Below are 24669 nucleotides of genomic sequence, written 5' to 3' on the forward strand. Positions count from 1 at the left end.
GTAACAATTCCTGATGATGAAAGGTAGGCCCAAGATGGTGACCAAACGAAAAGTGATATTGATTACGGATGGAGATGAGTATGCTAAACGGGCTGTCGAGCTTGTAGCCAAGGAAATTGGGGGAAGATGTATCTCCATGTCCCAAGGTAATCCATCACGATATACTGGCTTGGAGCTTGTTGAATTAATAAAAAAGGCAAAGTATGATCCCGTATTGGTCATGTTTGATGATAGCGGTTTTATCGGTGAAGGATCAGGCGAACAGGCAATGAAGGTAGTTGCCGGACATCCTGATATTAATGTCCTTGGCGTGATAGCGGTCGCTTCAAAGACTAGAAGGGAAGAATGGACCAAGGTGGATATCTGTATTGACCGGGATGGTAATTTGACACCGAACGGGGTGGATAAATACGGCGCTGAGGAATTTGAACTGGGCAAGATTACAGGAGATACAGTGTATTGCATCGATCAATTACAAGTTCCCATAGTTGTAGGGATAGGGGATATCGGAAAAATGTCCCATCAGGATGATTTTAAAAGAGGAGCACCGATCACGAAGTTAGCGGTCGAAATCATATTGGAAAGGAGTGGTCATGATGACTTCAGAAAAACCTCGAAACATGAAACCGATTCCGAATAGGGTAGCGGAAGTTGACGCGTATATGGAAGAGAAAGTAGGTCTGGGCGTCAGCTTCGATTTAGGAGTAAGAAGGGTAAAGGTCTTAAGAAAAGATGTTCATCTTTACTATATAAACGGCCTGACGGATACCGAGTACATCATTGGAATCTTGGACTCGCTAATCCATAATAAGAATTCTGATATCATGAGTGGAAAAGTTTTTGATGTAATCAAAGGCTTGCTCGTACACCAATCAGTTGAAGAATTAGCGACGATGGATGAGCTGGTTGATAAGGTATTATCAGGATTAATAGTCATCGTTGTCGATGGTAAACCAATAGGATTGGTTGTTGATGTCAGGAGTTATCCCGGAAGACAGCCAGTAGAACCCGATACGGAAAAAGTCGTCCGTGGATCCAGGGATGGTTTTGTCGAAAACATCATCATTAATACAGCGATAACAAGAAGAAGAATCCGGGATGAAAGATTACGATTTGAAATGCTGCACGTAGGGGAACGTTCGAAAACGGATATATCCATCGGCTACATAGAAGATATTGCCGATCCTGATTTAATAGATATCGTTCGTAAGGAATTGAATAGCATTGAGGTTGATGGCATAACGATGGCTGATAAAACGATCGAAGAGTTCATCGTCAAGCAAGGATATAACCCATACCCGCTTGTAAGGTATACGGAACGGGCTGATGTAGCGGCAACACATTTACTTGAGGGTCATGTCCTGATTTATGTGGATACGTCACCGAGTGTCATCATTACTCCGTCCACTCTTTTCCATCACATGCAACACGCTGAGGAGTATCGGCAGGCACCTGCTGTTGGAACGTTGGTGCGCTGGACACGTTTTCTAGGGATATTCGTTTCGTTATATTTGTTGCCGATATGGTTATTGTTTGCTTTGGAACCCTCGCTTTTACCGGATAAGTTAGAGTTTATCGGACCAAATGATAAAACGCATATACCAATTGTGGTCCAAATCTTCATTTCCGATATAGGAATAGAATTCTTAAGGATGGCAGCCGTTCATACCCCGACCCCGCTTTCTACGGCTATGGGCTTGGTTGCGGCAGTTTTGATTGGACAGATAGCGATAGATGTTGGCCTATTTGTTCCTGAAGTGGTTCTCTATGCTTCCGTAGCGGCAATCGGCACTTTTGTCACTCCAAGTTTAGAATTGGGGGTTGCGAATAAAATTTCCCGTTTAGTATTGCTAGTATTGGTTGCTATCTTTAAAGTGCCTGGCTTAATCATAGGCATCACACTCTACATTATTTTGCTTACTAGTATAAAAACGTTAAATACACCTTATTTATGGCCGCTTATCCCCTTTCAGCCAAAGGGTATGTCACATATGCTATTAAGAAGACCTTATCCAGGAGCTGTGGAGCGTCCTAGTATTGTGCATCCCCAGGATAAATATAGGCAGCCGAGAAAATCTTAAGGTTGATGTTGTCGAAAAGTTGTGGTAATTTAATTTTATTCGGAAAAAGCGGTAAAGTTAAGGCTTCACAAAGAGATAGAGCGCTTATGGCTCTTTGAAGTTAAACCAATCTGTCTTTCCCTTCGAACTACGAAGCAGTCATAGAGAACAATATCCAATGGGATATATCGATTGATTCGGATGAGGCTTGTTCATATGGACACCCCTTTTTCACTTGCATGAGGTTGCTTTATTTGAGGCTGCCTCATTCTTATCAATCTTTAGTTTTAAGTCAGGAAGGTGAGGCTATCATGCATTTGTACGGAACCAGTGGTGTCAATGAACGTGGACATCTGGAGATTGGCGGAGTGGACACGATCGAACTGATCGAACAATTTGGCACTCCATTATATGTTTATGATGTAGAGCTAATTCGTGAACGGGCAAGAGGGTTCAAGAGAACTTTTGAAGAATTGGGGATCTCAGCACAAGTTGCATACGCAAGTAAGGCTTTCTCCTCGATTGCCATGATTCAGTTGGCTGATCAAGAAGGACTTTCTCTCGATGTTGTCTCAGCGGGGGAATTGTATACGGCAATTAAGGCAAATTTCCCAACTGAACGCATTCACTTTCATGGAAATAACAAAAGTGAAGAAGAGCTGCATATGGCTTTGGATTATGAAATTGGCTGTATAGTAGTCGATAATTTTTCAGAGTTGGCACTTTTGGAAGAAATTTGTACAAGCCGTGAACAAAAGGTGAAAATCCTTCTTCGCGTAACACCAGGAATTGAAGCCCATACGCATGATTATATCTTGACAGGGCAAGAGGATTCGAAATTTGGTTTTGATCTTATTAACGGACAGGCGGAAAGCGCCCTTCGACAAGCGCTGAAAAGTGAGTTTCTGGAAGTGCTGGGACTCCACTGCCATATCGGTTCCCAGATCTTTCAAACGACCGGTTTCCTTCTGGCGGCCCAAAAAATTATCAGCAAGTTAAATGAATGGCATGGTTCGATAGGGTTTCAACCAAAGGTATTGAATCTTGGAGGGGGATTCGGAATTCGGTATACACAAGAGGACGACCCGCTTCCGGCATCTCAATATGTAGAAGAAATCGTTAGGGAAGTACAGAACCTGATTGCTGACTCTGATTTAGTGATGCCTGAAATCTGGATTGAACCTGGCCGTTCTTTAGTCGGAGACGCCGGGGTGACCTTGTATAAGGTCGGTTCTGAAAAGGAAGTGCCTAATGTCCGTAAATATATTGCCGTTGACGGGGGCATGAGTGATAACATACGTCCAGCTCTTTATGAAGCGAAGTATGACGCAATTCTTGCAAACCGCCCACTTGACCCTGTAGAAGAGACAGTGTCCATTGCTGGGAAATGCTGCGAAAGCGGAGATATGTTGATTTGGGATTTACCATTGCCAAAAGCCGGACGCGGTGATGTCTTGGCAGTCTTTTGTACAGGGGCATATGGATATTCCATGTCGAATAATTACAATCGGATTCCGAGACCGGCTGTCGTCTTTGCCGAAAAAGGAGAAGCCCGATTGGTCATCAAACGTGAGACGTACGAAGATCTTATCCATTTGGATTTGGCCCTTCATGAAGCGGCCGTCGTCAATAAAGAATAAAAAAAGGATGGCATGTGCCATCCTTTTTTTATTCAAATCAGCTGAAAAAAGATTTGATCGCGTCTATTAAACTGCTGAAGACTTCTTTCAATTTATCTAAGAATGATTGACCCTCTTCGGACTCAAGAAAATTGGAAAGCTTATCTTTAGCGGCAGTAAGCTGATCCCCGACAGAGTTCCAATCAATATTCAATTCTTTTAGTTTATTGAATAAATCAATTAAACTTTGAACTTGATTATCATTTAAGGCAATTCCCAGTTCTTTTGCTGAAGACTCGACAACCTCGCGGACCTCTTCAGTGTTGGCCGGAGGATTTTCAGCCATTTCCTCTTTGATTTTCGTTACCAGTGCAGAGGCTTCCTCTGTACCGATTTCATCACCCAATTTAGCTGTTTTTACCATTTCTTCATTCGCTGCCTGCTTCACATCTTCCGGAATCTTCTTGTCTGAAGAGATTTCATAGGCTTTAATGACCCCTGTCAAAGCTGCTGTACCGGAAACGGGTATAGGTGCGGTGACATAAACGGTAGCATCTTTTACTCCAGCAGTTGCCAATGCGTTGATATACATTTCGTCTGTGACCCAGTTAATGTTTTTCGACTCCAGTTTAAGGCCAGTGCCTTTTTCCTCCAAAGTAATGGCAGAGGATGAAATAGCTTTTGTACCAATCAGCCGGCTGGCGATATAGTCTCCTAAGTATTCATGTTCCTCCGCATTTGTAACCGTTAGAACCTCAACATCATTAGGGGCTTTCATTTCTGACAAAACCATATTTTTTTGTTCACTTGTCAAATTTTCTCCTAGTGTGACGGTCATTTCACCAACAGCTGCATCTGCAAAAGCTTTATATGGCAATAATAGACATAAAAAAATGGTTAAAAAGACCCATTTATTCGTTTTTTTCATGATAATCCTCCTTAACTTTTCCTGCTGAATTGAGATCTTTCATTAAAAGAGCGGCGTTTTAAATAAAGATTCATAGTATTTGACGAAACAAAGGATAAAAAGGATACATATTTTCCTGAAAAATATTTATATAGCACAAAATAGCTATAGCTCTTTCAAAGGAGGAAGTGATTGCATCTTGTCTTTTATACCTATTATGCACTCTATGAATCTAAGGTCACTTTACCAATGTAGTAAAATCGAAGCAAGATTGCAAGGATATTTGTCAGATTGTGTTAAGTTATAGTAGAATGAATTCGTTATTTAAATATTTGGACCATTCATAAAAGGAGTATGGGATGAGGAAAAGCAATAAAACTCTTTTACTTATGATGCTTATTATCGCTTTGATGTGGGGAATCATATATTGGCTGTTTATCGCTTAGCACATAGCACATCGATAAATCAAGTGCTGAAAGTGATGTTGAAACGAACGAATTTTTTATGTATGATGGAAATGTTATATGTGAGCTTATTATTCTAAGCGAATTAATTAGAAACAGGTAGATAATAAAAACGTTATTTAGTAACGAGGGATATTATGTTGATTAAGTATAAGAAAAGTTATGAGAAGTTTGCCATGGGATTATTATCTTTCATGCCAAATGAAAAAGAGATAAAAACGCTTCGGAATACGATGAAGAATTATGAAACGGATGAAAACCTACAGCTGTTCTTATGGAAAGATGAAGAGATTACGGGCTTGATCGGAATAGAAGTCTCTCCAACCCACATTGAGATACAGCATATATCTGTAAATCCATCCTTTCGGAAGCAAGGTATCGGTAAAACGATGGTAAGGGCCATCAAGGAGCAATATCCTGATAAAGAACTAAAAGCAAATGAGTTTACGGAAAGCTTTCTTGACAGGTGTGAAGAAGTCTAATATGAAAGTGGGAATGGAGGATCACCTTTAAGGGCGGTCCTCCATTCCTGTTTTTCGAAGGGATAGCTGCCGAGCCCTTTCAGAAATGACATCCGAACGGTCGCGCAATAAATGTTTATCAACAATTGATAAATTAGCCATGTCGCTACCTTCGCCCCATATGTACCCTTCCTGCAAACACATGGATTGGCATTTTTCGATCAACCCTTGATCCGCTATTGGAAGATTAATGCTTTCATATGGCTTTTGGGATAACATCCGTTCATGTGTGTCCTCGAGCAATTTGAACAGTTTTTCTGGATCGAGCCCCAATTTCAGGAGCTCGGCTTGTTTAGAGTGGAGATTTGCAAGGGCTTTAGCAAGTGTCCTTGCAGCCCCTTTTTTGTTTTCCCTGCGATCATGGTATAGGGCAACCGCAATTTGGATGAGCCCGACCCAGTGGGAGTCACGTTCTTTTGGAGCGGTTTCCTTCCAATATTCTTCAAGAATTTCATGACATTCGAAGTAATCCCTTGTTCCATGGAAATGGACAAGGAAATAAAGGTAGTCTTCCGCGTAATTCAATAAGAGCACCCCTTTTGTTTGATGAAATCATCCAAGGTAAGGCTAAAAGCCATTTTCCATAGCTAAATATCCGCCATGTATACTCCCTAAGTTTAGCATAGAATTTTTTCTTGGAAAATAAAGAAAGCCGATTGCAAGGCAATCAGCTTGACTAATAAGTCAATTAACACCAACTAGCACCGACGATAACTAATAAAATGAACAATACTACAATAAACGCGAAACCGCCGCCGTGCCCAAAACCACCTGCACCCATAATAAGTACCTCCTTTGTTCTGCTGTTCTTACATTTCTAGACTATGTAGGATTTGAGAATGTGATTGGGCATTGACCCAATTTCACAAATCCCTTTTAAGAACTTTTCTAAGGTCCTAAATTATTATTATTGGATAAAGGGCGGCAATCCACTATACTTGATTAGTAAAAGAAATAGGCCTATTATCGGCCAATTAGATTTAAATGGGGTAATTTAATGGGTTATAATATAAAAATTGACGCTTTCGAAGGTCCGATGGATTTACTCCTGCATTTGATTAATCGCCTTGAAATAGACATCTACGATATTCCGATGGCTGATATTACAGATCAATACCTAGGATACATCCATACGATGCAGCACCTGGAATTGGATGTGGCCAGCGAATATTTGGTGATGGCTGCAACACTGCTTGCCATCAAGAGTAAAATGCTGCTTCCAAAGCATGAAGATGAACAATTGATTGATGAAGATGGGGAAATATTTGAAGAAGATCCACGGGATGAGCTTGTGGAGAAACTATTAGAATATAAAAAGTATAAGTATGCAGCTGAAGAGTTTAAAGGGATGGAAGAAGAACGCAGCCTGATGTTCACTAAACCCCCAAGTGATTTATCTGTATATGTTAAAGAAGCGGAAAGTGATAAACAAGTGTTGAATATAAGTCTATACGATATGCTCGGAGCTCTGCAAAAACTGCTCCGAAGGCAAAAAATACAAAAGCCGCTTTACACGAAAGTAACGAAACAAGAGATATCGATAGAAAAACGAATGGATGAAATCATGATTGAGTTACAATCAATTAAAGGGAAGAAAAGTTTTTTTGAACTGTTTTCGCTTCCGGTTAAAGAGCATATCGTCATCACTTTTATGGCAGTACTGGAATTAATGAAACTAAATGAAATCATCGTTGAACAGGAAGATAATTTTTCGGAAATCATGATTGCTGCTAAGGAAGGTGTAGAGCAAGTTGGAAGTTATTAATTGGAAAGGGATTCTTGAGGCATTATTGTTTGCAACAGGAGATGAAGGACTCTCCGTCAAACAAATTGCCTCTGTCCTTGAAATTACGGAATATCAAGCAAGAGACATCGTTGAAAGTTTAAAGGAAGAATATATATCGGATGTACGCGGGATTCAAGTGATCGAAATAGCGGGTGTTTATCAAATGACGACAAAAAAAGCACACTCGGATTACCTGAAAAGACTGGTGGAAACGACAAGCACACAAGGTTTGTCCCAGGCAGCTTTGGAAACACTCGCAATCATTGCCTATAAGCAGCCGATTACTAGAGCTGAAATTGATGAAATTCGCGGGGTCAAAACGGAACGCCCCATCCATACACTTGTCACGAAAGTCTTAATAAAAGAGGTCGGACGTGCTGAAGGATCCGGCCGGGCTTATTTATATGGGACAACAAAAGAGTTTTTGGATTACTTCGGCCTGAATTCCATAGATGAATTACCGCCGCTCGCGGATAATTCGGATGATAGCTTTGAAAATGGTGAAGCCGATCTGTTTTTTGAAAAATTTCAGCAAACAATCGAATAACATTTTTTCCTGAATTGTGATAATATAGAAAAAAATGAATGCGGGGGGATTGCGGGTGCGAATTGTGGCATGCAATGGATTTGGGCTTGAAAAGGAAAAGTCAAATTCACCTGAGGACTTCTTTAATCGATCCGTTATACAATACATAAAGGATGGAGAAGAAAAGACGCTGAATGTACTGTATCTTCGCTATTTTGATGAGATGGTCACTCTTTGGACCCCATATCCCGCCAATCCTCTATTCAAAAGCCCTAACCGGGATATTTATATGGCCGATATCATTGCCATGGTCTGTCTACTCAAAGACCCGAGCCTGGTTAACCGAAAACGTATATATATAAATGCAGAAAAAGAGCTGGCTGGTTATTTCGAAAATATAGATTTTGAAAAATTGGAGAAAGTGTTTATATCTATTGACCAAGCTAAACCATATGATATAGAATCACATGTTGACTATTATATTCAATCTTAATCATTTTGAGGAGGGTTCACGGTTGGGGAATACATTGGTAAAATCTCAGCTTGAGGATGTAAAAGGGTTTTTAGAAACGACAGTGGCTCAACTAGAAGAATTTATAAATGAGACGACCTATTCTAAGCTGCAAGAGGAAAAAAGCGGGGATGAAACCTATTATAAAGGGATCCTTTCTAGTTTAAGAAGAATGCTTGTAAGTTGTGAAGAGGGCTTGGAGGCTTGCCAAATCGTTCTGAAAAATGATGTTTTCAATAAAGCTGCAGCTGAAAAGACGCTTTATAGAGTTTATCATCAATGTATCGAAGAATACTTTTCCCCAAAATCAGATCGGTGGTTTGAGGACAGCAGATCTGCCTATACAGGAAAAAACTCGATTAAATTTCACCAAACTGTACCTGACAGCATAATCTCCATTCTGAAGGCCGTGGAAAGTGGATTCCAGACCATGCGTGAAGAATTGGAGTTTTATGAAACGGATTACCGGACGAAAATGTTACAGTCAAGATAGAGAAGCAGCTAGGCTTAACAGGCCTAGCTGTTTTTTTAGCTATAAATGGAATCTCCGCTTAATCGAAACATAAAATACTTTGATGATTAAAAGTGCATGAAGGTTAAGAGGAGGTTCGAAGATGTCTGATGTAGAAGAGTATGCAAAAGACGTAAGTGAATGGGTTGATGGAGTCATGGAATATCTTGAGAAGATCGATATCACCGATTCGCAATTGTTGTCAAATATTGAACGACTTTCCCAGTTGACAAAAGATTTGAATGAGGAAGAAATGGATGATGAGGATATGGTCCTGATTGAGGAAGAGATGGCACGGGTCTACGAAGAAATTGAAGAACTCGCTAGAGAATTCAGTATACAGGAAAGGCAATCAGTGCCGATTGGGAGGCATACACTTCCGCCATTACCTTATGCCTATGAAGCGTTGGAACCGACGATTTCAAGGGAAATCATGTATCTGCACCATGATAAGCATCATCAAGCATATGTCGATGGGCTGAATAAAGCGGAATTGATGATGCAAAAAGCGAGGGAGACGAAAGATTTTTCCTTGTTGAAGCATTGGGAAAAGGAAGCAGCTTTTCATGGGTCAGGCCATTATCTCCATACGCTGTTTTGGGAAGTGATGATTCCAGGAGGGGGCGGACAGCCAAAGGGAGATTTACTTAAACAGATTGAGAAGGATTTTGGAAGCTTTGCAGCGTTTAAAAGTCATTTTAGTGAAGCGGCCAAACAGGTAGTAGGTGTTGGCTGGGCGATTTTAGTCTGGGTTCCACGTGCGCGGCGGCTAGAAATACTTCAATCGGAATTGCATATGGTGTTGACCCAGTGGGATACGATCCCGATCCTTGTTCTTGATGTATGGGAACATGCTTATTACCTGCAATATAAAAATAATCGGGCAGGGTATGTGGACAAATGGTGGGACGTTGTAAACTGGCCGCAAACAGCGGTAAGGTTCACAGAAGCGAAGAAGCTTATTTGGAAAAAACAATAATTGATAAAATAAAGAAATGTCTAAGGAAAACCAATTCGCAGACGAGCCGTGATGGTTCGTTTTTTTTTGTCAGAAAATCCTGTATTAAGAATCTTTTAGGGAAAATATGGCAATGATATAAAGGAATGACTGACAATTTTATTTGAAACGGCCATTGATTCTCATTTGAATATTTTTATTTGATTGGAAAGGGGATGATATCAATTTCCGAAATAATGAGCATGTGTCTTGTTTTTAACCTTGAAATAACATTTAAAATGTGTTAAAGAGGCGATTTTGAAGTGCCATGGGTTTTTTAAAATAATTGATTTATATCAATATAAAAACTGTGACTAATTTGTGAACTTGAAAATTATTAAGGTATATTTATTGACTAATTTCTATTTAATAATTATTATAAATAGGAGCATATAAAAAAATAGCTATTGGAGGAATTTATTATGTCATTGATCAATAAACAAGTTGAAGATTTTAAAGTACAAGCTTACCATGCAGGAGAATTCAAAGAAGTTACACTTGAAGATGTTAAAGGAAAATGGGCAGTATTCTTTTTCTATCCAGCTGACTTCTCATTCGTATGTCCAACTGAATTAGCTGATCTTCAAGATAACTATGAAACATTCAAGGAAATTGGTTGTGAAGTTTACTCAGTTTCAACAGATACTCATTTCAGCCACAAAGGCTGGGCTGATGCTACTGATACAATCGGTAAAATTCAATATCCAATGTTAGCTGACCCAGCAAACGTTTTATCCCGTCAATTCGGTGTATTAATCGAAGAGGATGGATTGGCTCTACGCGGAACTTTCATCGTAAATCCAGAAGGACAAATTAAAGCATACGAAGTTAATGACTTAGGGATTGGCCGTAATGCAGAAGAACTTGTGAGAAAAGTTCAAGCTGCACAATTCGTAGCAGAACACGGAGATAAAGTTTGCCCTGCAAAATGGACTCCAGGTGAAGCTACTCTTGAACCAAGCCTTGACCTTGTAGGTAAACTTTAATTTTTAATGGGATGATCCATTTCTTTGATTAATGGATATATACAGCAATTGATTACGATTACTGGGACAATTCGTCCGACAAGATCTAATGACAAAAGGCACTTACCTAAAATAAGTGCCTTTTGTTTTTCAAAATAATCAGTTTAGCACGCATTTTCTTTCAGCAAGGAGAACAAATATGAAAAAAATATATGATTTATTAATTATTGGCGGCGGTCCTGCAGGCCTCTCAGCGGGCGTTTATGCAGGAAGAGCTAAACTAAAGACAATAATTCTTGAAAAAGGAACTGGCGGCGGACAAGCTGCAACTACATCGGAAATAGCCAATTATCCTGGTATCCGCCATATTTCGGGTCCAAGGTTGGTTGAAGAAATGAAGCTTCAAAATGAAGATTTTGGAGTGGAATTCGCCAAAGCTGATGTAACGGGCGTGGATTTCTCCGGTGAGATAAAAGTCGTTAAAACCCTTGGTGGGGACTACCAGGCCCGCGCCGTCATCATTGCAACGGGTGCTACTCCAAGAACATTGGGCTTTCCGGGTGAAGAGGAATTCACTGGACGCGGTGTAGCTTATTGTTCAACTTGTGATGGCGAATTCTTTGAAGGGTTGGAAGTTTTCGTTATCGGGGCAGGGTATGCAGCCGCTGAAGAAGCTATATTCCTGACACGCTTTGCTACAAAGGTTACAATCATCGCCCGGGAATCAAGCTTCTCGTGTGCCCCGTCCATCGTTGATAAAGTGATGGCAAATGATAAGATTGAAGTGAAATTCAATACGGAGATCCTTGGGGTATATGGGGACGGGATGATTCAAAGTGCCCGCTTCATCAATAACGAGACTAAAGAAGAATTTGAATATAAGGCGAAGGAAGAAGACAGTACGTTTGGAGTATTCGTTTTCATTGGTTACGAGCCGAAAACAGAGATTTTCACTGGCCATATCGAAATGGACCATGCTGGTTACATTCTCACGGATGATGATATGAATACTAATGTGAAGGGTGTATATGCGGCGGGCGACCTAAGGCCAAAATCTTTGCGCCAGATTATCACCGCTGTATCTGACGGAGCGATTGCAGCAACAGATGCCGGCAAATATATTGCTGAAGAAAAAGATCGTTTAGGCATTAAAGATGAACCTGAAGTTGAAAAACCGGCGAAAAAAGAACAGGCCGCTGTCCCAGCAGGAAAGAGCGCTTTATTAAGTGATGCGTTACGTGGCCAACTGAAGGGAATCTTCGGCAAGATGGAGAGCGACGTTACATTGGTGTCCATCGTCGATGAAAGTTTGCCAAAATCAGTCGAATTGCGAGACTTCTTGTTGGATGTTGCGGAATTAGGAGAAAATCTTCATCTTGAGTTATACAACAAGGGGGAAAATACGGAAATTGAAGCAAAAATCAATGCAGATAAGTTCCCAGTCGTTTCCCTCTTAAATTCAAATGGTGAATACAGCGGCGTCAAATACCACGGTGTACCAGGCGGCCATGAGCTGAATTCCTTCATCTTGGCTATCTATAACCTGGCCGGACCAGGTCAGGCATTGGATTCAGCCGTATTGAATTCAATTAAGGGAATCAGTAAAAAAGCGAACATTAAGGTTATGGTTTCATTGGCATGTCACTACTGTCCAGACGTTGTAGTGGGTGCACAGCGCATAGCGATTGAAAACCCTAACGTTGAAGCTGAAATGGTCGATATAAGCAATTTCCAGGAAATTAAGAAGAAATATAAAGTCATGAGCGTGCCGGCTATGATCATCAATGATGAAGAAGTGGTATTCGGCGCTAAGAAAATAGATGAAATCGCTGCATTATTAGTATGATAGAACACTAAATCGATAGGGGACTGTCCTCCTATCGATTTTTTTATTTATTGGAAATGATCTTTGAAAATATGGAGATATCATGAAGGTTTACATTCTTTTTATTCATAACCCTTGTCCATTTGCATAAACTTGTACAAAAACAAGTAAAGAGACGAGGGGGCACTTATGCGTTTTTCATATAAAGGGTTATCAAGTTTGTGTATCGTCATTCTCCTGTTGTCTTTTATGGCACCCTTACAAAGCGCCAAAGCAAAGGTTTCCGTAAGTGCCCATAGTGCGATTTTAATGGATGAGGATAGCGGAAGGGTCATTTATGAAGTGAATGCCCATGAAAAGAATCGTATAGCAAGCATTACGAAAATAATGACGGCTATCTTGGCTATTGAATCGGGACTAATGGATGAAAAAGTGAAGGTGAGCAGTACTGCCTTCGGGACGGAGGGATCATCCCTTTATTTAAAAGAAGGTGAAAGAATTAAGCTCGAAGATTTGGTTTATGGCTTGATGCTTCGTTCAGGCAATGATGCAGCAGTCGCAATCAGTGAAAAGGTTGGCGGAAGCCTGGATGGATTCGTCTGGATGATGAATCAAAAGGCGGAAGAAATCGGGATGAAAAATACTCATTTTTCAAATCCACATGGTTTGGATAATACGAAAAATCATTATTCAACCGCATATGATATGGCCATACTCACTCGTTATGCCATGCAAAATGAAACGTATGCCAAGATTGCCGGCACAAAGGAACATAGGGCACCTAATTCCACAGAACAATGGGATTATGTATGGAAAAACAAAAATCGCCTACTTACACAATTATATGAGTATTGCACAGGGGGGAAAACGGGGTATACCAAACTAGCAAAACGTACCTTGGTCACGACGGCAACAAAAAACGGGCATGACCTGATTGCAGTGACATTGAATGGTCCGGATGATTGGAATGATCATATTCAAATGTACGAATCTGCCTTTAAGGATTATAAGCCAACAGAAATTTTACCTGAAGGCATGGTAAAGAATATGGAAAATAAAATATATAAAGGGCATGTCTACATTAAAAAGGATTTTTCATACCCACTAACAAAAGAAGAGACAAAGTTGGTCAATGTGAAAATGAAATTGTTGAAGCCTCAGAAGGTTTGGAAAGATAAAAGGAAAATCCCGGAAGTGGTCGGCAGGGCATCCATCTATCTCGATGGAAAGAAAATAGGTACGCGTTCAATTTTTTATGGGGAATCAAAAGAAAGCTTCAAGCAACAATCGTTCCAATCATCATGGGCCGAGGTATTTGAAGCGGTATTGGGAATCGAACAAAATGGTTAATTACATTTGGGTTGGGATGTTTGTGATCGGTATTGTATTTGGCATGATTAATGGGACCATGGATCAGGTGAATAAAGCTCTTTTTGTCAGTGCAAAGGAAGCGGTAACCCTTTGTCTGGGACTGATGAGCATTCTTGTCTTTTGGCTGGGTTTGATGAAAATAGCGGAAGAATCGGGACTGCTTGATAAACTATCCAACTTGTTCAAGCCATTCATGAGATGGCTGTTCCCTGAAGTACCGCCTAATCATCCGGCTATGGGATATATCCTTTCGAATATGATGGCAAACACATTCGGTTTAGGGAATGCAGCTACACCTCTTGGTATTAAAGCCATGGAGCAGCTAAAGAAACTAAATGGAGGAAAAGCAACGGTAAGCCGCTCGATGGTCACTTTTTTAGCGATCAATACCTCAAGCGTAACGTTGATTCCGACGACTGTTATTGCAATCCGCATGAATTACGATGCCCACTCCCCGACGGACATCGTTTTCCCGACCATAATAGCAACAGCCATTTCTGCCGTTGGAGGAATAGCGATAGACCGATATTTTTATTACAGGAGAAAGAGAAGCGGGAGGGAATAGGATGTTGCACTGGATGACCACCATATCAATTTGGATGATACCGATTTTGATCCTCTGTATATTACTGTACGGTACATTGAAAAGGATTCCCACCTATGAGACCTTCGTCGAGGGTGGGAAAGAAGGGATCAACATGTCCTTTTCCCTCATCCCTTTCCTGGTAGGCATGCTTGTGGCGATTTCGGTATTTAGGGCATCAGGGGCATTGGACTTCATTGTACAATTATTAAACCCATTGCTTTCCTTTCTTCATTTTCCGTCTGAGGTTTTACCCCTTGCGATTATTAGACCAATATCCGGAACAGCCGCTTTAGGCATGACCAGCGACCTTATATCGGTTTATGGACCGGATTCATTCGTTGGACGCCTGGCTGCCACGATTCAGGGAAGTACAGACACCACATTCTACGTATTGACCGTTTATTTTGGAGCGGTCGGGATCAAAAAAATGGGTGATGCCCTTAAGGTCGGTCTTTTGGCGGACCTGATCGGAATCATAGCTGCCGTTATCGTTGTCACACTAGTTTTCGGAATGAAGTAAAAGGAAGGAAATGGGCATCCCATTTCTTTTTTTTTGTCTTTTTCTTAAACTAACGGCTATGATGGGCTATCGATTTTAAATGGGGTCCAAACTTTCATCTAAAAGAAACATTTTTTTGTATGGAAAAATAAGCTATGTTACACTCATTATGGAAACCAGACCATTTAACAGTCTCATTATTAGTGTATTGATAAAAGAAAAGCTCTTAATCGCGAAAAACCTTTTGTTTTTGCCTCTCTATATGTAATAATTGTATGATTGTGTATGTATAGACAATAACAAACGAATGATTATACTATGGGGTGAAGATAGATGGAACGATTACAAAAGGTGATAGCACATGCTGGACTGGCTTCCCGCCGTAAAGCAGAAGAGTTGATTTTAGAAGGCAAGGTAAAAGTGAACGGCAAAGTAGTGAAGGAATTAGGCGTGAAGGTGGGTCCTAATGATAAGGTTCAGGTTAATGAAGTCCCGCTTGAAAAAGAAGCTCCTGTTTATTTCCTATTCTATAAACCGCGCGGCGTCATTTCGGCAGTTTCGGATGATAAGAATAGAAAAGTCGTAACGGACTATTTCCCTTACATCAATGAGCGGATTTATCCAGTTGGCCGCTTGGATTACGATACTTCAGGTTTGTTGATTTTAACCAATGACGGAGAATTTGCAAACACGTTAATGCATCCGAAGCATGAAGTGGATAAAGTGTATGTTGCAAAAGTAAAAGGGATGCCTTTGCGTGAAAGCTTGAAAAAGTTGGATAAAGGTATCAAATTGGAGGATGGGAAGACTGCTCCAGCCAAGACTAGGGTATTGTCTACCGACAAAAAAAAGGAAACGGCCATTGTTGAAATCACAATACATGAAGGCAGGAACAGGCAAGTCCGCAGGATGTTTGAAGCAATCGGCCATCCCGTCATAAAATTGAAGAGGGAACAATATGGTTTCTTGACTTTGGACGGTTTAACAGCAGGAGATTCCAGGGAGCTGACTCCACATGAAGTTAAATTAATGAGGACTTTAGCATCGACCGAACCTAAACAGCGGAGAATGTAAAAAAGAATTTTTCCTTTATTAATAGGTTGAAACCACTACCCCATTCTTCCTCTGGAAGAATGGGTGGTGGAAAACAACCTGTAAATACCTTTTCTTTCATGAATCGGGAATGAATGTCACAAAACCTTCAGAAATGTAAATAAAATGGGCATGGTGTTGAATGGTATAATGGTATGGTTAAATTTAGTGTGGCATTAGGAGGATCTCTATGGATAAGAAGAAGCGACGCCTAATAGGCAGGACCATCATTCTTCTGCTTTTAGGTGCAGCTTTAGTGTTTGCCCTTTATACGAACTTCACTAAAGATAAGAATGAAAGTCTGAGAAAAGGATCAGATGCACCCAATTTCGTTTTGACTGATATGGAAGGCAAAGAGCATAAACTTTCTGAATACAAAGGAAAAGGCGTCTTCCTGAACTTTTGGGGTACATATTGTAAGCCGTGTGAATATGAAATGCCTTATATGGAAAATCAATATAAAAACTTTAAGGACCAGGGCGTTGAGATATTAGCGGTCAATGTCGGGGAATCTGACTATGCTGTCAATAATTTTATTACAAAGCATAATCTTACCTTTCCAGTCATGATCGATAAAGGCAGGGAAGTGGAAAATGCCTATCGCGTGGATATTTTGCCAGTCACCTTTTTGGTCGATAAAGAGGGGAAAGTGGTAGATATCATCACCGGAGCTTTGACAGAAGAGAGCATCCAAAAGCATATGGAGAGAATTAAACCATAATATTGGGGAGTTTTTGACATGAAAGAAGTAAAATGCGATTGCGGTCATGTAAATCCGTTTGGCACAAAGATTTGTGGGAAATGCGGGATGGTCCTTGGTAACGAAAAAGAAAACAAGCTTATTGATATGCGATATGAAGGAACTGCCAGGCGTTCACAAACATATAAAAAAACGATCATCGATAAAATATGGAACTTCTTTTCTTCCGTTAAAGTAGGGGTGACGCTCATTGTCATTGCCTTGGTCGCTTCAGCTATCGGGACGATCTTACCCCAGGAAATGTATATACCTTCAACCGCGACGCCTGCAGAACATTATGAACTGGAATACGGCTGGTTCGGGAAGGTGTATTATGAACTCGGGTTCCATAATTTATATAGTTCATGGTGGTATTTGATTATCATAGGCATGCTGGGCACATCACTCCTGATTGCCAGTATCGATCGTTTTTTTCCATTATATCGATCATTAAAAAAACAAGGGGTCACACGTCATGACGGTTTCATGAAGCGTCAGAGGCTTTATGGAGTGACAAAGCTTGAAGACCAAGATATAAACCTTGAAGAAGTAAAGAATAGATTAAAAAGGCAGCGTTATCATATTCGCGAGGAAAACGGTCATATACTTGCCGAAAAGGGGCGTTTTTCACGTTGGGGACCCTATGTAAATCATATTGGACTTATCATTTTCTTAATTGGAGCATTATTGCGTTCTGTCCCCGGGATGTATATCGACAAAGTACTTTGGCTACGGGAAGGTGAGAGAAAAGAAATCCCGGGTACAAATGGTGAATACTATCTTCAGAATAATGAATTCACCTTAGAGGTGTATGACAAAGGAAATGAAGAAGATGAACAATACAGTGCTGCAATAGATAAAACCGGTACGATAGCCAAAACCTATCAATCTGATGTTACGCTCTATGAGCGCAAGGGAGAATCAATACCAGGGGAAAAGGTGGATCTTGATAAGGTAAAAGATTATAAAATCAAAGTCAATGAACCTCTGAAATATGATCATTATGCCCTTTACCAAGTAGATTATAAGCTTGATGAGCTCAGTACGATGGCTTTTAATTTAATAAATAAAAAAACCGAGGAGAAATATGGCAGCTTAAAGGTTGATTTGAATAATCCTCAAAAGAAATACGAGTTGAAGGAAGGATATTCTGTTGATTTGATCAGTTACTTCCCTGATTTCGAATTCGATGAAAAAGGTGTACCTAGAACGATATCGAAGATTCCGAATAATCCAGCATTTATCTTTAAAATGCATACTCCGGATAAGCCAGAGGGTGAAGTCAGTTTCGTTGCGATTAAAGAGACTGTGGAGCCTTTAGGGGAAAACACTTATAAAATGGCTTTTAATGGTGTGGAAACCCAAGATGTCACGGCTTTGACCGTAAGGAAGGATTTAACGCTTTGGATCCTATTCACAGGTGGAATCATTTTCATGATAGGCGTTGTCCAAGGCTCTTATTGGAATCACCGGCGTATATGGATCAAGAGGAAGGATGATGAAATATTAATGGCCGGCCATACAAACAAAAACTGGCACGGTATTAAAAGAGATATAGAACAAGCGATAGAATCAACATCTCTTTGCGAACCAACGGATCAACTTGAGGAGGAGAAATCTTCTACTAAGGGGGAAGTTTTAAATGGCTGAATTAAGCAGTAACTTTTTATATGCAGCTTTCTTATTATATCTGCTCGCTACCTTTTTATTCGGGGGATCGATAAAGGATAAAAGTGGAGCGGAGGAAAAGAAACAAAATAAATGGGCTAAACTGGGCATTTTCATTACCATTCTCGGTTTCACTGCGCAAATTGGGTATTTCATCACTAGATGGATCGCTGCCGGCCATGCCCCGGTAAGTAACCTGTTTGAATTTACGACCTTTTTCGGAATGATGCTGGTCGGTGCTTTCATATTAATTTATTTCCTTTATAAAACACCCGCCCTTGGGTTATTCGCTTTACCGATTGCGTTATTGATAATCGCATATGCAAGTATGTTCCCTACAGAAATTTCGCCACTCATTCCTGCATTGCAGAGCGATTGGCTCCATATCCATGTAACGACTGCAGCGGCAGGACAGTCGATCCTAGCCATAAGTTTCGTTGCAGCCATCATTTACTTAGTCAAATTCGTCGATCAGGCAAAATCAAGCAAAAGAACGTTCTGGCTTGAAGTCATCATGTTCACATTAGTCAGCACTATCGGTTTTGTCATCATCACTTCTACTTTTGCGGCCATGGATTATAAGGCGAATTTTGATTGGGTCGATAAACATGGTGCTGAGGTTAAACAGGAATTCAATCTCCCGGCGTTAGTGGGTCCAAATGAAGGGAAACTAACCGAGGCGGATCGGTTTGAACCACTGGTCAACATGCCTCCATTGATCAATGCTAAGAAACTGAATACAGTCATTTGGTCAATCGGTATGGGGCTCGTCCTCTATGGCCTAATAAGGCTGATTGCTCGCAAAAGAGTGGCGGCATTGATTAAACCGATCGTTAAAAACGTGAATTTGAATTTATTGGACGAGATTAGTTATCGTTCGGTCCTTATCGGCTTTCCGGTCTTTACACTCGGTGCCCTCATTTTTGCAATGATCTGGGCTCAAGTGGCCTGGACACGATTCTGGGGCTGGGATCCGAAAGAAGTATGGGCACTGGTTACCTGGTTGTTTTATGCGGCTTTCTTGCATCTGCGCATGTCAAAGGGGTGGCAAGGGGAAAAATCAGCTTGGCTTGCCGTCATCGGTTTTGCCATAATGATATTTAACTTGATATTCGTTAATCTTGTAATTGCTGGTTTGCATTCATATGCTTGAATCTGTATTGTAATAATTAGATGAAGGGGGTCTTTTGATAGAAACGTCGAGGAGTTGGCTAATCGATTTTTCTGGAGAATGATCCCTTTTTACGTGCCTCTCACTTTAAAAGGATATTTCGGTGAAATGGCCATCATGAATTCTATGTGAGCGGTTGAAGTCTTTTTTTGTGACAAAATGGTGAAAAAGTCCAAAGAATCTATACGAAATGGTATCTTATCGTACTTTGAAAGGAAAAAGTATTAGTCATTGAAGTTTTCATTTTGTAGAATATATGATAGGAGGCTGATTACATAATGTATAATGCTATTAAAATTCTCGTGGTGGATGATGAAGAAAGAATCCGCCGGCTGTTAAAGATGTATTTGGAAAGAGAAGAATACATAATCGATGAAGCTGAAAATGGAGATATGGCTTTATCAAAAGCCCTTGATAATGATTATGATTTAATTTTATTGGATATTATGATGCCTGGTAAAGATGGAATCGAAGTTTGCCGTGAATTAAGGGAGAAGAAAACGACACCTATTATCATGCTGACTGCTAAAGGGGAAGAAGTGAACCGCGTTCAAGGGTTCGAAGTGGGTACCGATGATTATATCGTAAAGCCGTTCAGTCCTCGTGAAGTCGTGTTAAGGGTAAAAGCTTTATTACGTCGCTCTTCAAGCACGAGTTACATGCAGACGGAAACAACGGCAAAAGATGTGATCGTCTTCTCACATCTAACGATCGATAATGATGCCCACCGTGTACTTGCTGATAGCAAAGAGGTTTCTTTAACACCAAAAGAATATGAATTATTATATTTCTTAGCGAAATCCCCCGATAAAGTTTTCGATAGAGAGCAATTGTTAAAAGAAGTGTGGCACTATGAATTCTTTGGAGACCTTCGAACTGTAGACACGCATGTTAAACGCTTACGTGAAAAATTAAACCGCATATCCGAAAACGCAGCCAAGATGATTGTCACTGTTTGGGGTGTAGGTTACAAGTTCGAAGTCATTAATGACTGATGCTATGGGGCAGTGTTGTTGGGAAGCTATGGGCAACGATCCTATTGCTCGTGTCGTTTGTATTAATCGTTTTAACCGTTCTGCTGGTCGAATTCTTTCAGAACTTCCAAATTGAAAATATTGAAAATAATTTAACCAAAACGGCTGAACAAATCATTAAGGTAACCAATGACCATCAAGGATCTAACAATGAGGTTTTACAAATAGCTTCGGAATTAATAGGCAACGAAACGAAAATGATCATTCTTAACGATGAAAAAATGGTATTCTCATCCATCGGAGGAGAAAAGGAGTTTGAAATCACGGCGGAATTCATTAAGAATGATCCCGAATTGCTCAAGGTTTTTACGGATAGAAAGACAGTCAAAAAGGAAATCGCGTTATCCGATGATGCGGGTAAAGAGGAATTATCCGCAATTGTTGTAGGGATTCCACTTGAATTGAATGGGGAACAGGATGAAGTTTTCTTATTTCAATCGTTGGAATCCATGGAAGAAACCACAAAGTCCACTACACAGTTCATTTTATTGGCAGCGGGCATCGCCATCATATTGACAACGATTTTTGCTTTCTTTTTATCTACAAGAATCAATGCCCCATTGGTGAAGATGAGGGAAGCCGCGCTAGCGATTGCCCGGGGAAAATTTGATACAAAGGTTCCTATCTTGACTCAAGATGAGATTGGTGAGTTGGCCATAGCGTTTAATCAGATGAGAAAGCAACTGAAATTCAATATGAATGCACTTAGTCAGGAAAAAGAACATCTCTCAAGCATTCTTAGCAGTATGGCTGATGGGGTCATTACCTTCAATAAAGATGGCACAATCCTTGAAACGAATCCGCCAGCGGAAAGGTTTCTGCAATCCTGGTACTTTGAGAAAGGCTATAACCGGGAGGATAACGTGAATGTCCCCTTGGTTTTGATGAATCTTTTTGATGAATCAGAGTCCTTCGATAAGGAGCGAGTCGGTGAAATTACCTTGCAAGGCCGTGATTGGGGTTTGATTGTCAGCCCGCTATATACAAATGCCGACAATATCCGGGGAGCGGTGGCCATCATACGGGATATGAGTGATGAAAGACGTATGGACAAACTTAGGACGGATTTCATAGCGAATGTCTCCCATGAGTTAAGAACGCCAATTTCTATGTTGCAAGGATATAGTGAAGCGATCGTAGATGACATTGCGAGCAGTGAAGAGGAAAAGGTGGAAATGGCCCGAATCATCTATGATGAATCTTTGAGAATGGGACGTTTAGTCAATGACCTGCTTGATCTGGCTAAATTGGAATCGGGAAAAATGAACCTTAGCTTTGAATGTGTGCCTATATCTCCTTATTTAAAGCGGATAACAAGTAAGTTTTCCGGACTTGCCAAAGAAAAGGGGATCACAATATCAGCCAGTCTTCAAGACAATGAAATCGAATGGCAATTTGACCCTGACCGGATTGAACAGGTTTTGACTAATTTAATTGATAATGCGATTCGTCATACTCCTTCAGGCGGTAACATTGATGTCATCCAGAGGACTAGTGATCGAAGGGGTCTGATCATTGATGTGAGGGACTCTGGATCAGGTATTCCCGAAGAGGATTTACCTTTTGTATTCGAGAGGTTTTATAAAGCGGATAAAGCAAGGACCCGCGGCAGATCAGGTACCGGATTGGGTTTGGCAATCGTAAAAAATATAATCAATGCCCATGACGGCTACATTTCGGTAAACAGTTTACCTAATAAAGGGACAACGTTCAGTTTTATCCTGCCTCGAATTATGGAAAATGCTGAATGAATGACGGGTAGCTTGCCAAAAAATCTTGTTTCATACAAAACTGTGAAGACAAAGGCAATTGGATTCATTTCCAACTTGTCTTTGTTTTTTTTTTAGGAGAAAGATGAGAAGCCTCGGATATGTGGCAATTTACGGAATTTTATAATAAGATTAAAGCCGAGGTATGTAACTTTTATTTAGGAATGACGACTATATTTATGAACGGATGTGGGGAAATGAAGGATTCCGTTTTCCACGATCTTTATGAAAAATATCATCAAGAAATTTATCAATTCATTTATTATATGACTAAAAATCGTGAAACGGCTGAGGACCTTGTTCAGGAGGTCTATATCCGGGTATTGAAGGCCTATGAACGCTTCGAAGGAAAAAGCAGTGAAAAAACGTGGATTTATTCGATTGCAAGAAATGTGACAATTGATTTTTTTCGGAAACAAAAAGGGTGGAAAGACAAAATCTTCCCTAACTTTGATTGGGATAGGCAATTGATTAAAGATTCACAGCCCATTCCGGAAGAAGTGGCTATCATGAACGATGATATCCAAGATATTTATCAATGCTTAAACCGGTGTACCACGAATCAAAGGTCCGTCATCATTTTACGATATATTCAGAGCATGTCCATTACGGAAACTGCTGAAGTATTAAATTGGAGTGAAAGTAAGGTGAAAACGACCCAGCACCGTGCTTTAAAGGCAATCAAAAAATTGATGGAAGATTCATCAGGGAAGGAGGGCCACCGCATTGAGAAAATCCCGTTGGAAAGAAAGCGAAATTGAAGACATGCTGCGCGAACTTCCAAAATTAAAAGATGACCGAACAAAGGCAGAGGTGTTTGCGGGAATACATGATAAAAAGAGAAAGAAACACTGGATGCCTCTAATTGCGGGTGTTACCTCCTTATTCTTATTGGTTGTTTTTGCGTCATCATTAATTATTGGGAAAAAAGGAACTACAAGTCAAGAGGAGACCGGCAGTAATGGGAAATTTTCCATTTCTGAAAATAAGGAAATGACAGAACATGAACGGCAGGGTATCAAAGAAGATACATCAGAAGATAAACAGGATAATCAAGAGTTTTTGGGTAAGCGAGTGGAAATTGAATCTAACGACGAGGTTTCAGAAATAGAACCATTAAAAGGTGAAAAGGAAAAAACTTTTGTACATGCGATTTATCAAGACGACCTGAAAAATGCTTCGTTCATTACCATGGGTATACCGGATGATCAAATGAATTTCATCGTTCCCATCTCAATAAAACTCAAACATAATGACGAATCGAATACACTGAATCGGTTAGTTAACCAAATGTCCGATATCGATGAAGAGCAATATGGGCTATTTGACTACTTTCCGCTTGATATAAAGATTAGCCAAGGAAAAGATATGACCACTGCTCATATTGACTTTCGAAAAAACAGCCGGCTATTGGATGATGATACACTTTTTCTCCACTCGATGGAAGAAACGCTTTCCTATAATAATATAGAGAAGATGACTTTTTCTACAGGTGGTAAGCAAGGTGCAATGTTTGCACATGCAGGATTTTTAAAGGAGGCGGATATTCCTCATCAAAAAAAACGCACATACCTTTTTTACCAAAGAGATGAATCCTCTCCAAGGTTTCTTGTTCCAAGCAATCTGGATTATCAGGACTTCGAAGAGGCGCTTCAAGCTGGAAAAGGGAAGCCGGACATTGGGGGAATATCACCTGCAATCCCGGATGACCTGAATTGGGAAAGTATACGTTCAAAAGGAGATCTTGTGATCATTAATCTATCAGATCAAGCTGCTATTGAAAATAGCAAGGAATCCCTTCAAGCTTTAGAAGCCATTCTCTTCATTGCTAAGGATTTTGGTTTTGAAAAAGTGAAATTTGAAAATGCTCCTATTGAAGAGGTAGGCCAGCTGAATTTAACTGAAGACATAGTGGTGCCCAAAGCACCGAACCAAGTCAATTGATGCAGGGAGTTAGGCTAAATGATGGGGAGAAGTACATGTAATGGTGCTGAAAAGAACGTACATAATAAACACCCTAAAAGAAAAGTGCCCGCGCATGAAGGCAC

The 24669-nt window shown here is 40.3% G+C and carries 25 protein-coding genes; 22 read left to right on the plus strand and 3 right to left on the minus strand.

Annotated elements, in window-relative coordinates:
* Positions 1-34 precede the first annotated feature (34 nt).
* The 3 genes from spoVAEA to lysA all read left to right on the plus strand — a co-directional run bounded on the left by spoVAEA (position 35) and on the right by lysA (position 3700).
* Positions 35-640 carry a stage V sporulation protein SpoVABEA gene (spoVAEA, locus tag ACFX4X_RS08760; RefSeq protein ID WP_377382975.1) on the plus strand — a complete coding sequence of 202 codons (606 nt, stop codon included), beginning with the start codon at positions 35-37 and terminating at the stop codon, positions 638-640.
* Positions 597-2081 (plus strand): spore germination protein, encoded by a 1485-nt coding sequence (locus ACFX4X_RS08765; RefSeq protein WP_377382977.1) that lies wholly within the window; start codon positions 597-599, stop codon positions 2079-2081. The genes spoVAEA and ACFX4X_RS08765 overlap by 44 nt, the downstream gene beginning before the upstream one ends.
* Positions 2082-2371: 290 nt before the next feature.
* Positions 2372-3700: a diaminopimelate decarboxylase gene (gene lysA, locus ACFX4X_RS08770; RefSeq protein WP_377382979.1), complete on the plus strand. Its 1329-nt coding sequence runs from the start codon at positions 2372-2374 to the stop codon at positions 3698-3700.
* A gap of 37 nt (positions 3701-3737) precedes the next feature.
* On the opposite strand, the gene ACFX4X_RS08775 is transcribed toward lysA, so the two are convergent.
* Positions 3738-4607, minus strand: a complete 870-nt coding sequence (locus tag ACFX4X_RS08775; protein WP_377382981.1) for a DUF1002 domain-containing protein — start codon at positions 4605-4607, stop codon at positions 3738-3740.
* Between the two features lie 580 nt (positions 4608-5187).
* Between ACFX4X_RS08775 and ACFX4X_RS08780 the strand changes: the two genes are divergently transcribed.
* The gene (locus tag ACFX4X_RS08780) at positions 5188-5532 is read left to right on the plus strand and encodes a GNAT family N-acetyltransferase (RefSeq protein ID WP_061463928.1); all 345 of its coding nucleotides are present in this window, start codon (positions 5188-5190) and stop codon (positions 5530-5532) included.
* A gap of 27 nt (positions 5533-5559) precedes the next feature.
* Here the strand turns inward: ACFX4X_RS08780 and ACFX4X_RS08785 are convergent, their stop codons facing one another.
* Complete coding sequence (locus ACFX4X_RS08785; RefSeq protein WP_377382983.1) at positions 5560-6096, minus strand: DUF309 domain-containing protein; 537 nt, start codon at positions 6094-6096, stop codon at positions 5560-5562.
* 163 nt (positions 6097-6259) lie between these two features.
* Positions 6260-6352, minus strand: a complete 93-nt coding sequence (locus ACFX4X_RS08790) for a YjcZ family sporulation protein (RefSeq protein ID WP_081108854.1) — start codon at positions 6350-6352, stop codon at positions 6260-6262.
* Positions 6353-6568: 216 nt separating this feature from the next.
* On the opposite strand from ACFX4X_RS08790, the gene ACFX4X_RS08795 reads away from it, so the two are divergent.
* The 18 genes from ACFX4X_RS08795 to ACFX4X_RS08880 all read left to right on the plus strand — a co-directional run bounded on the left by ACFX4X_RS08795 (position 6569) and on the right by ACFX4X_RS08880 (position 24565).
* Positions 6569-7336, plus strand: a complete 768-nt coding sequence (locus tag ACFX4X_RS08795) for a segregation/condensation protein A (RefSeq protein ID WP_377382985.1) — start codon at positions 6569-6571, stop codon at positions 7334-7336.
* Positions 7323-7904, plus strand: coding sequence for an SMC-Scp complex subunit ScpB (gene scpB / locus ACFX4X_RS08800; protein ID WP_061463925.1), 582 nt, complete (start codon positions 7323-7325; stop codon positions 7902-7904). Before ACFX4X_RS08795 ends, scpB begins: the two co-directional genes overlap by 14 nt.
* 55 nt (positions 7905-7959) lie before the next feature.
* On the plus strand, positions 7960-8376 hold the full coding sequence (locus ACFX4X_RS08805) for a hypothetical protein (RefSeq protein ID WP_061463924.1): 417 nt from the start codon (positions 7960-7962) through the stop codon (positions 8374-8376).
* Between the two features lie 22 nt (positions 8377-8398).
* Positions 8399-8887: a YpuI family protein gene (locus ACFX4X_RS08810; protein WP_377382987.1), complete on the plus strand. Its 489-nt coding sequence runs from the start codon at positions 8399-8401 to the stop codon at positions 8885-8887.
* Between the two features lie 121 nt (positions 8888-9008).
* Complete coding sequence (locus ACFX4X_RS08815; RefSeq protein ID WP_284470289.1) at positions 9009-9884, plus strand: superoxide dismutase; 876 nt, start codon at positions 9009-9011, stop codon at positions 9882-9884.
* A gap of 440 nt (positions 9885-10324) precedes the next feature.
* Complete coding sequence (ahpC, locus tag ACFX4X_RS08820) at positions 10325-10888, plus strand: alkyl hydroperoxide reductase subunit C (RefSeq protein WP_057217417.1); 564 nt, start codon at positions 10325-10327, stop codon at positions 10886-10888.
* Between the two features lie 178 nt (positions 10889-11066).
* The gene (locus ACFX4X_RS08825; protein ID WP_284470290.1) at positions 11067-12713 is read left to right on the plus strand and encodes an FAD-dependent oxidoreductase; all 1647 of its coding nucleotides are present in this window, start codon (positions 11067-11069) and stop codon (positions 12711-12713) included.
* A 168-nt stretch (positions 12714-12881) separates the two neighbouring features.
* A complete protein-coding gene (locus tag ACFX4X_RS08830; RefSeq protein ID WP_377382990.1) occupies positions 12882-14042 on the plus strand; it encodes a D-alanyl-D-alanine carboxypeptidase family protein in 1161 nt (386 codons plus the stop codon).
* Positions 14035-14628, plus strand: coding sequence for a nucleoside recognition domain-containing protein (locus ACFX4X_RS08835; RefSeq protein ID WP_061463920.1), 594 nt, complete (start codon positions 14035-14037; stop codon positions 14626-14628). Before ACFX4X_RS08830 ends, ACFX4X_RS08835 begins: the two co-directional genes overlap by 8 nt.
* Before the next feature lie 13 nt (positions 14629-14641).
* Positions 14642-15169, plus strand: a complete 528-nt coding sequence (locus ACFX4X_RS08840; RefSeq protein ID WP_375166287.1) for a spore maturation protein — start codon at positions 14642-14644, stop codon at positions 15167-15169.
* A 312-nt stretch (positions 15170-15481) separates the two neighbouring features.
* Positions 15482-16222 (plus strand): 23S rRNA pseudouridine(2605) synthase RluB, encoded by a 741-nt coding sequence (gene rluB / locus ACFX4X_RS08845; RefSeq protein WP_061463918.1) that lies wholly within the window; start codon positions 15482-15484, stop codon positions 16220-16222.
* A 208-nt stretch (positions 16223-16430) separates the two neighbouring features.
* Entirely contained in the window at positions 16431-16961 is a 531-nt protein-coding gene (gene resA, locus ACFX4X_RS08850) for a thiol-disulfide oxidoreductase ResA (protein WP_377382992.1), read from the plus strand.
* Between the two features lie 18 nt (positions 16962-16979).
* Positions 16980-18629, plus strand: coding sequence for a cytochrome c biogenesis protein ResB (gene resB, locus ACFX4X_RS08855; protein WP_377382993.1), 1650 nt, complete (start codon positions 16980-16982; stop codon positions 18627-18629).
* A complete protein-coding gene (gene ccsB / locus ACFX4X_RS08860; RefSeq protein WP_284470293.1) occupies positions 18622-19800 on the plus strand; it encodes a c-type cytochrome biogenesis protein CcsB in 1179 nt (392 codons plus the stop codon). Before resB ends, ccsB begins: the two co-directional genes overlap by 8 nt.
* Positions 19801-20096: 296 nt before the next feature.
* Positions 20097-20813, plus strand: coding sequence for a response regulator (locus ACFX4X_RS08865; protein WP_089361435.1), 717 nt, complete (start codon positions 20097-20099; stop codon positions 20811-20813).
* Positions 20810-22603, plus strand: a complete 1794-nt coding sequence (locus ACFX4X_RS08870; RefSeq protein WP_061463913.1) for an ATP-binding protein — start codon at positions 20810-20812, stop codon at positions 22601-22603. The genes ACFX4X_RS08865 and ACFX4X_RS08870 overlap by 4 nt, the downstream gene beginning before the upstream one ends.
* A 197-nt stretch (positions 22604-22800) precedes the next feature.
* Complete coding sequence (gene sigX, locus ACFX4X_RS08875; protein WP_377383022.1) at positions 22801-23382, plus strand: RNA polymerase sigma factor SigX; 582 nt, start codon at positions 22801-22803, stop codon at positions 23380-23382.
* Positions 23348-24565: a hypothetical protein gene (locus ACFX4X_RS08880; RefSeq protein ID WP_377382995.1), complete on the plus strand. Its 1218-nt coding sequence runs from the start codon at positions 23348-23350 to the stop codon at positions 24563-24565. Before sigX ends, ACFX4X_RS08880 begins: the two co-directional genes overlap by 35 nt.
* Positions 24566-24669: the final 104 nt, after the last annotated feature.

It is taken from the genome of Peribacillus sp. YIM B13481, assembly GCF_042787985.1.
Classification (GTDB): Bacteria; Bacillota; Bacilli; order Bacillales; family DSM-1321; genus Peribacillus; species Peribacillus simplex_A.

Bases quoted from the DNA above. Each gene is read 5' to 3' on its own strand.
- ACFX4X_RS08825 (WP_284470290.1), top strand. From the start codon at position 11,067: ATGAAAAAAATATATGATTTATTAATTATTGGCGGCGGTCCTGCAGGC.
- ACFX4X_RS08865 (WP_089361435.1), top strand. From the start codon at position 20,097: ATGTATAATGCTATTAAAATTCTCGTGGTGGATGATGAAGAAAGAATC.
- lysA (WP_377382979.1), top strand. From the start codon at position 2,372: ATGCATTTGTACGGAACCAGTGGTGTCAATGAACGTGGACATCTGGAG.
- ACFX4X_RS08795 (WP_377382985.1), top strand. From the start codon at position 6,569: ATGGGTTATAATATAAAAATTGACGCTTTCGAAGGTCCGATGGATTTA.
- sigX (WP_377383022.1), top strand. From the start codon at position 22,801: ATGAACGGATGTGGGGAAATGAAGGATTCCGTTTTCCACGATCTTTAT.
- ahpC (WP_057217417.1), top strand. From the start codon at position 10,325: ATGTCATTGATCAATAAACAAGTTGAAGATTTTAAAGTACAAGCTTAC.
- ACFX4X_RS08835 (WP_061463920.1), top strand. From the start codon at position 14,035: ATGGTTAATTACATTTGGGTTGGGATGTTTGTGATCGGTATTGTATTT.
- ccsB (WP_284470293.1), top strand. From the start codon at position 18,622: ATGGCTGAATTAAGCAGTAACTTTTTATATGCAGCTTTCTTATTATAT.
- ACFX4X_RS08815 (WP_284470289.1), top strand. From the start codon at position 9,009: ATGTCTGATGTAGAAGAGTATGCAAAAGACGTAAGTGAATGGGTTGAT.
- ACFX4X_RS08790 (WP_081108854.1), bottom strand. From the start codon at position 6,352: ATGGGTGCAGGTGGTTTTGGGCACGGCGGCGGTTTCGCGTTTATTGTA.
- ACFX4X_RS08775 (WP_377382981.1), bottom strand. From the start codon at position 4,607: ATGAAAAAAACGAATAAATGGGTCTTTTTAACCATTTTTTTATGTCTA.
- ACFX4X_RS08830 (WP_377382990.1), top strand. From the start codon at position 12,882: ATGCGTTTTTCATATAAAGGGTTATCAAGTTTGTGTATCGTCATTCTC.
- resB (WP_377382993.1), top strand. From the start codon at position 16,980: ATGAAAGAAGTAAAATGCGATTGCGGTCATGTAAATCCGTTTGGCACA.
- ACFX4X_RS08780 (WP_061463928.1), top strand. From the start codon at position 5,188: ATGTTGATTAAGTATAAGAAAAGTTATGAGAAGTTTGCCATGGGATTA.
- spoVAEA (WP_377382975.1), top strand. From the start codon at position 35: ATGGTGACCAAACGAAAAGTGATATTGATTACGGATGGAGATGAGTAT.
- ACFX4X_RS08765 (WP_377382977.1), top strand. From the start codon at position 597: ATGACTTCAGAAAAACCTCGAAACATGAAACCGATTCCGAATAGGGTA.
- ACFX4X_RS08840 (WP_375166287.1), top strand. From the start codon at position 14,642: ATGACCACCATATCAATTTGGATGATACCGATTTTGATCCTCTGTATA.
- resA (WP_377382992.1), top strand. From the start codon at position 16,431: ATGGATAAGAAGAAGCGACGCCTAATAGGCAGGACCATCATTCTTCTG.
- rluB (WP_061463918.1), top strand. From the start codon at position 15,482: ATGGAACGATTACAAAAGGTGATAGCACATGCTGGACTGGCTTCCCGC.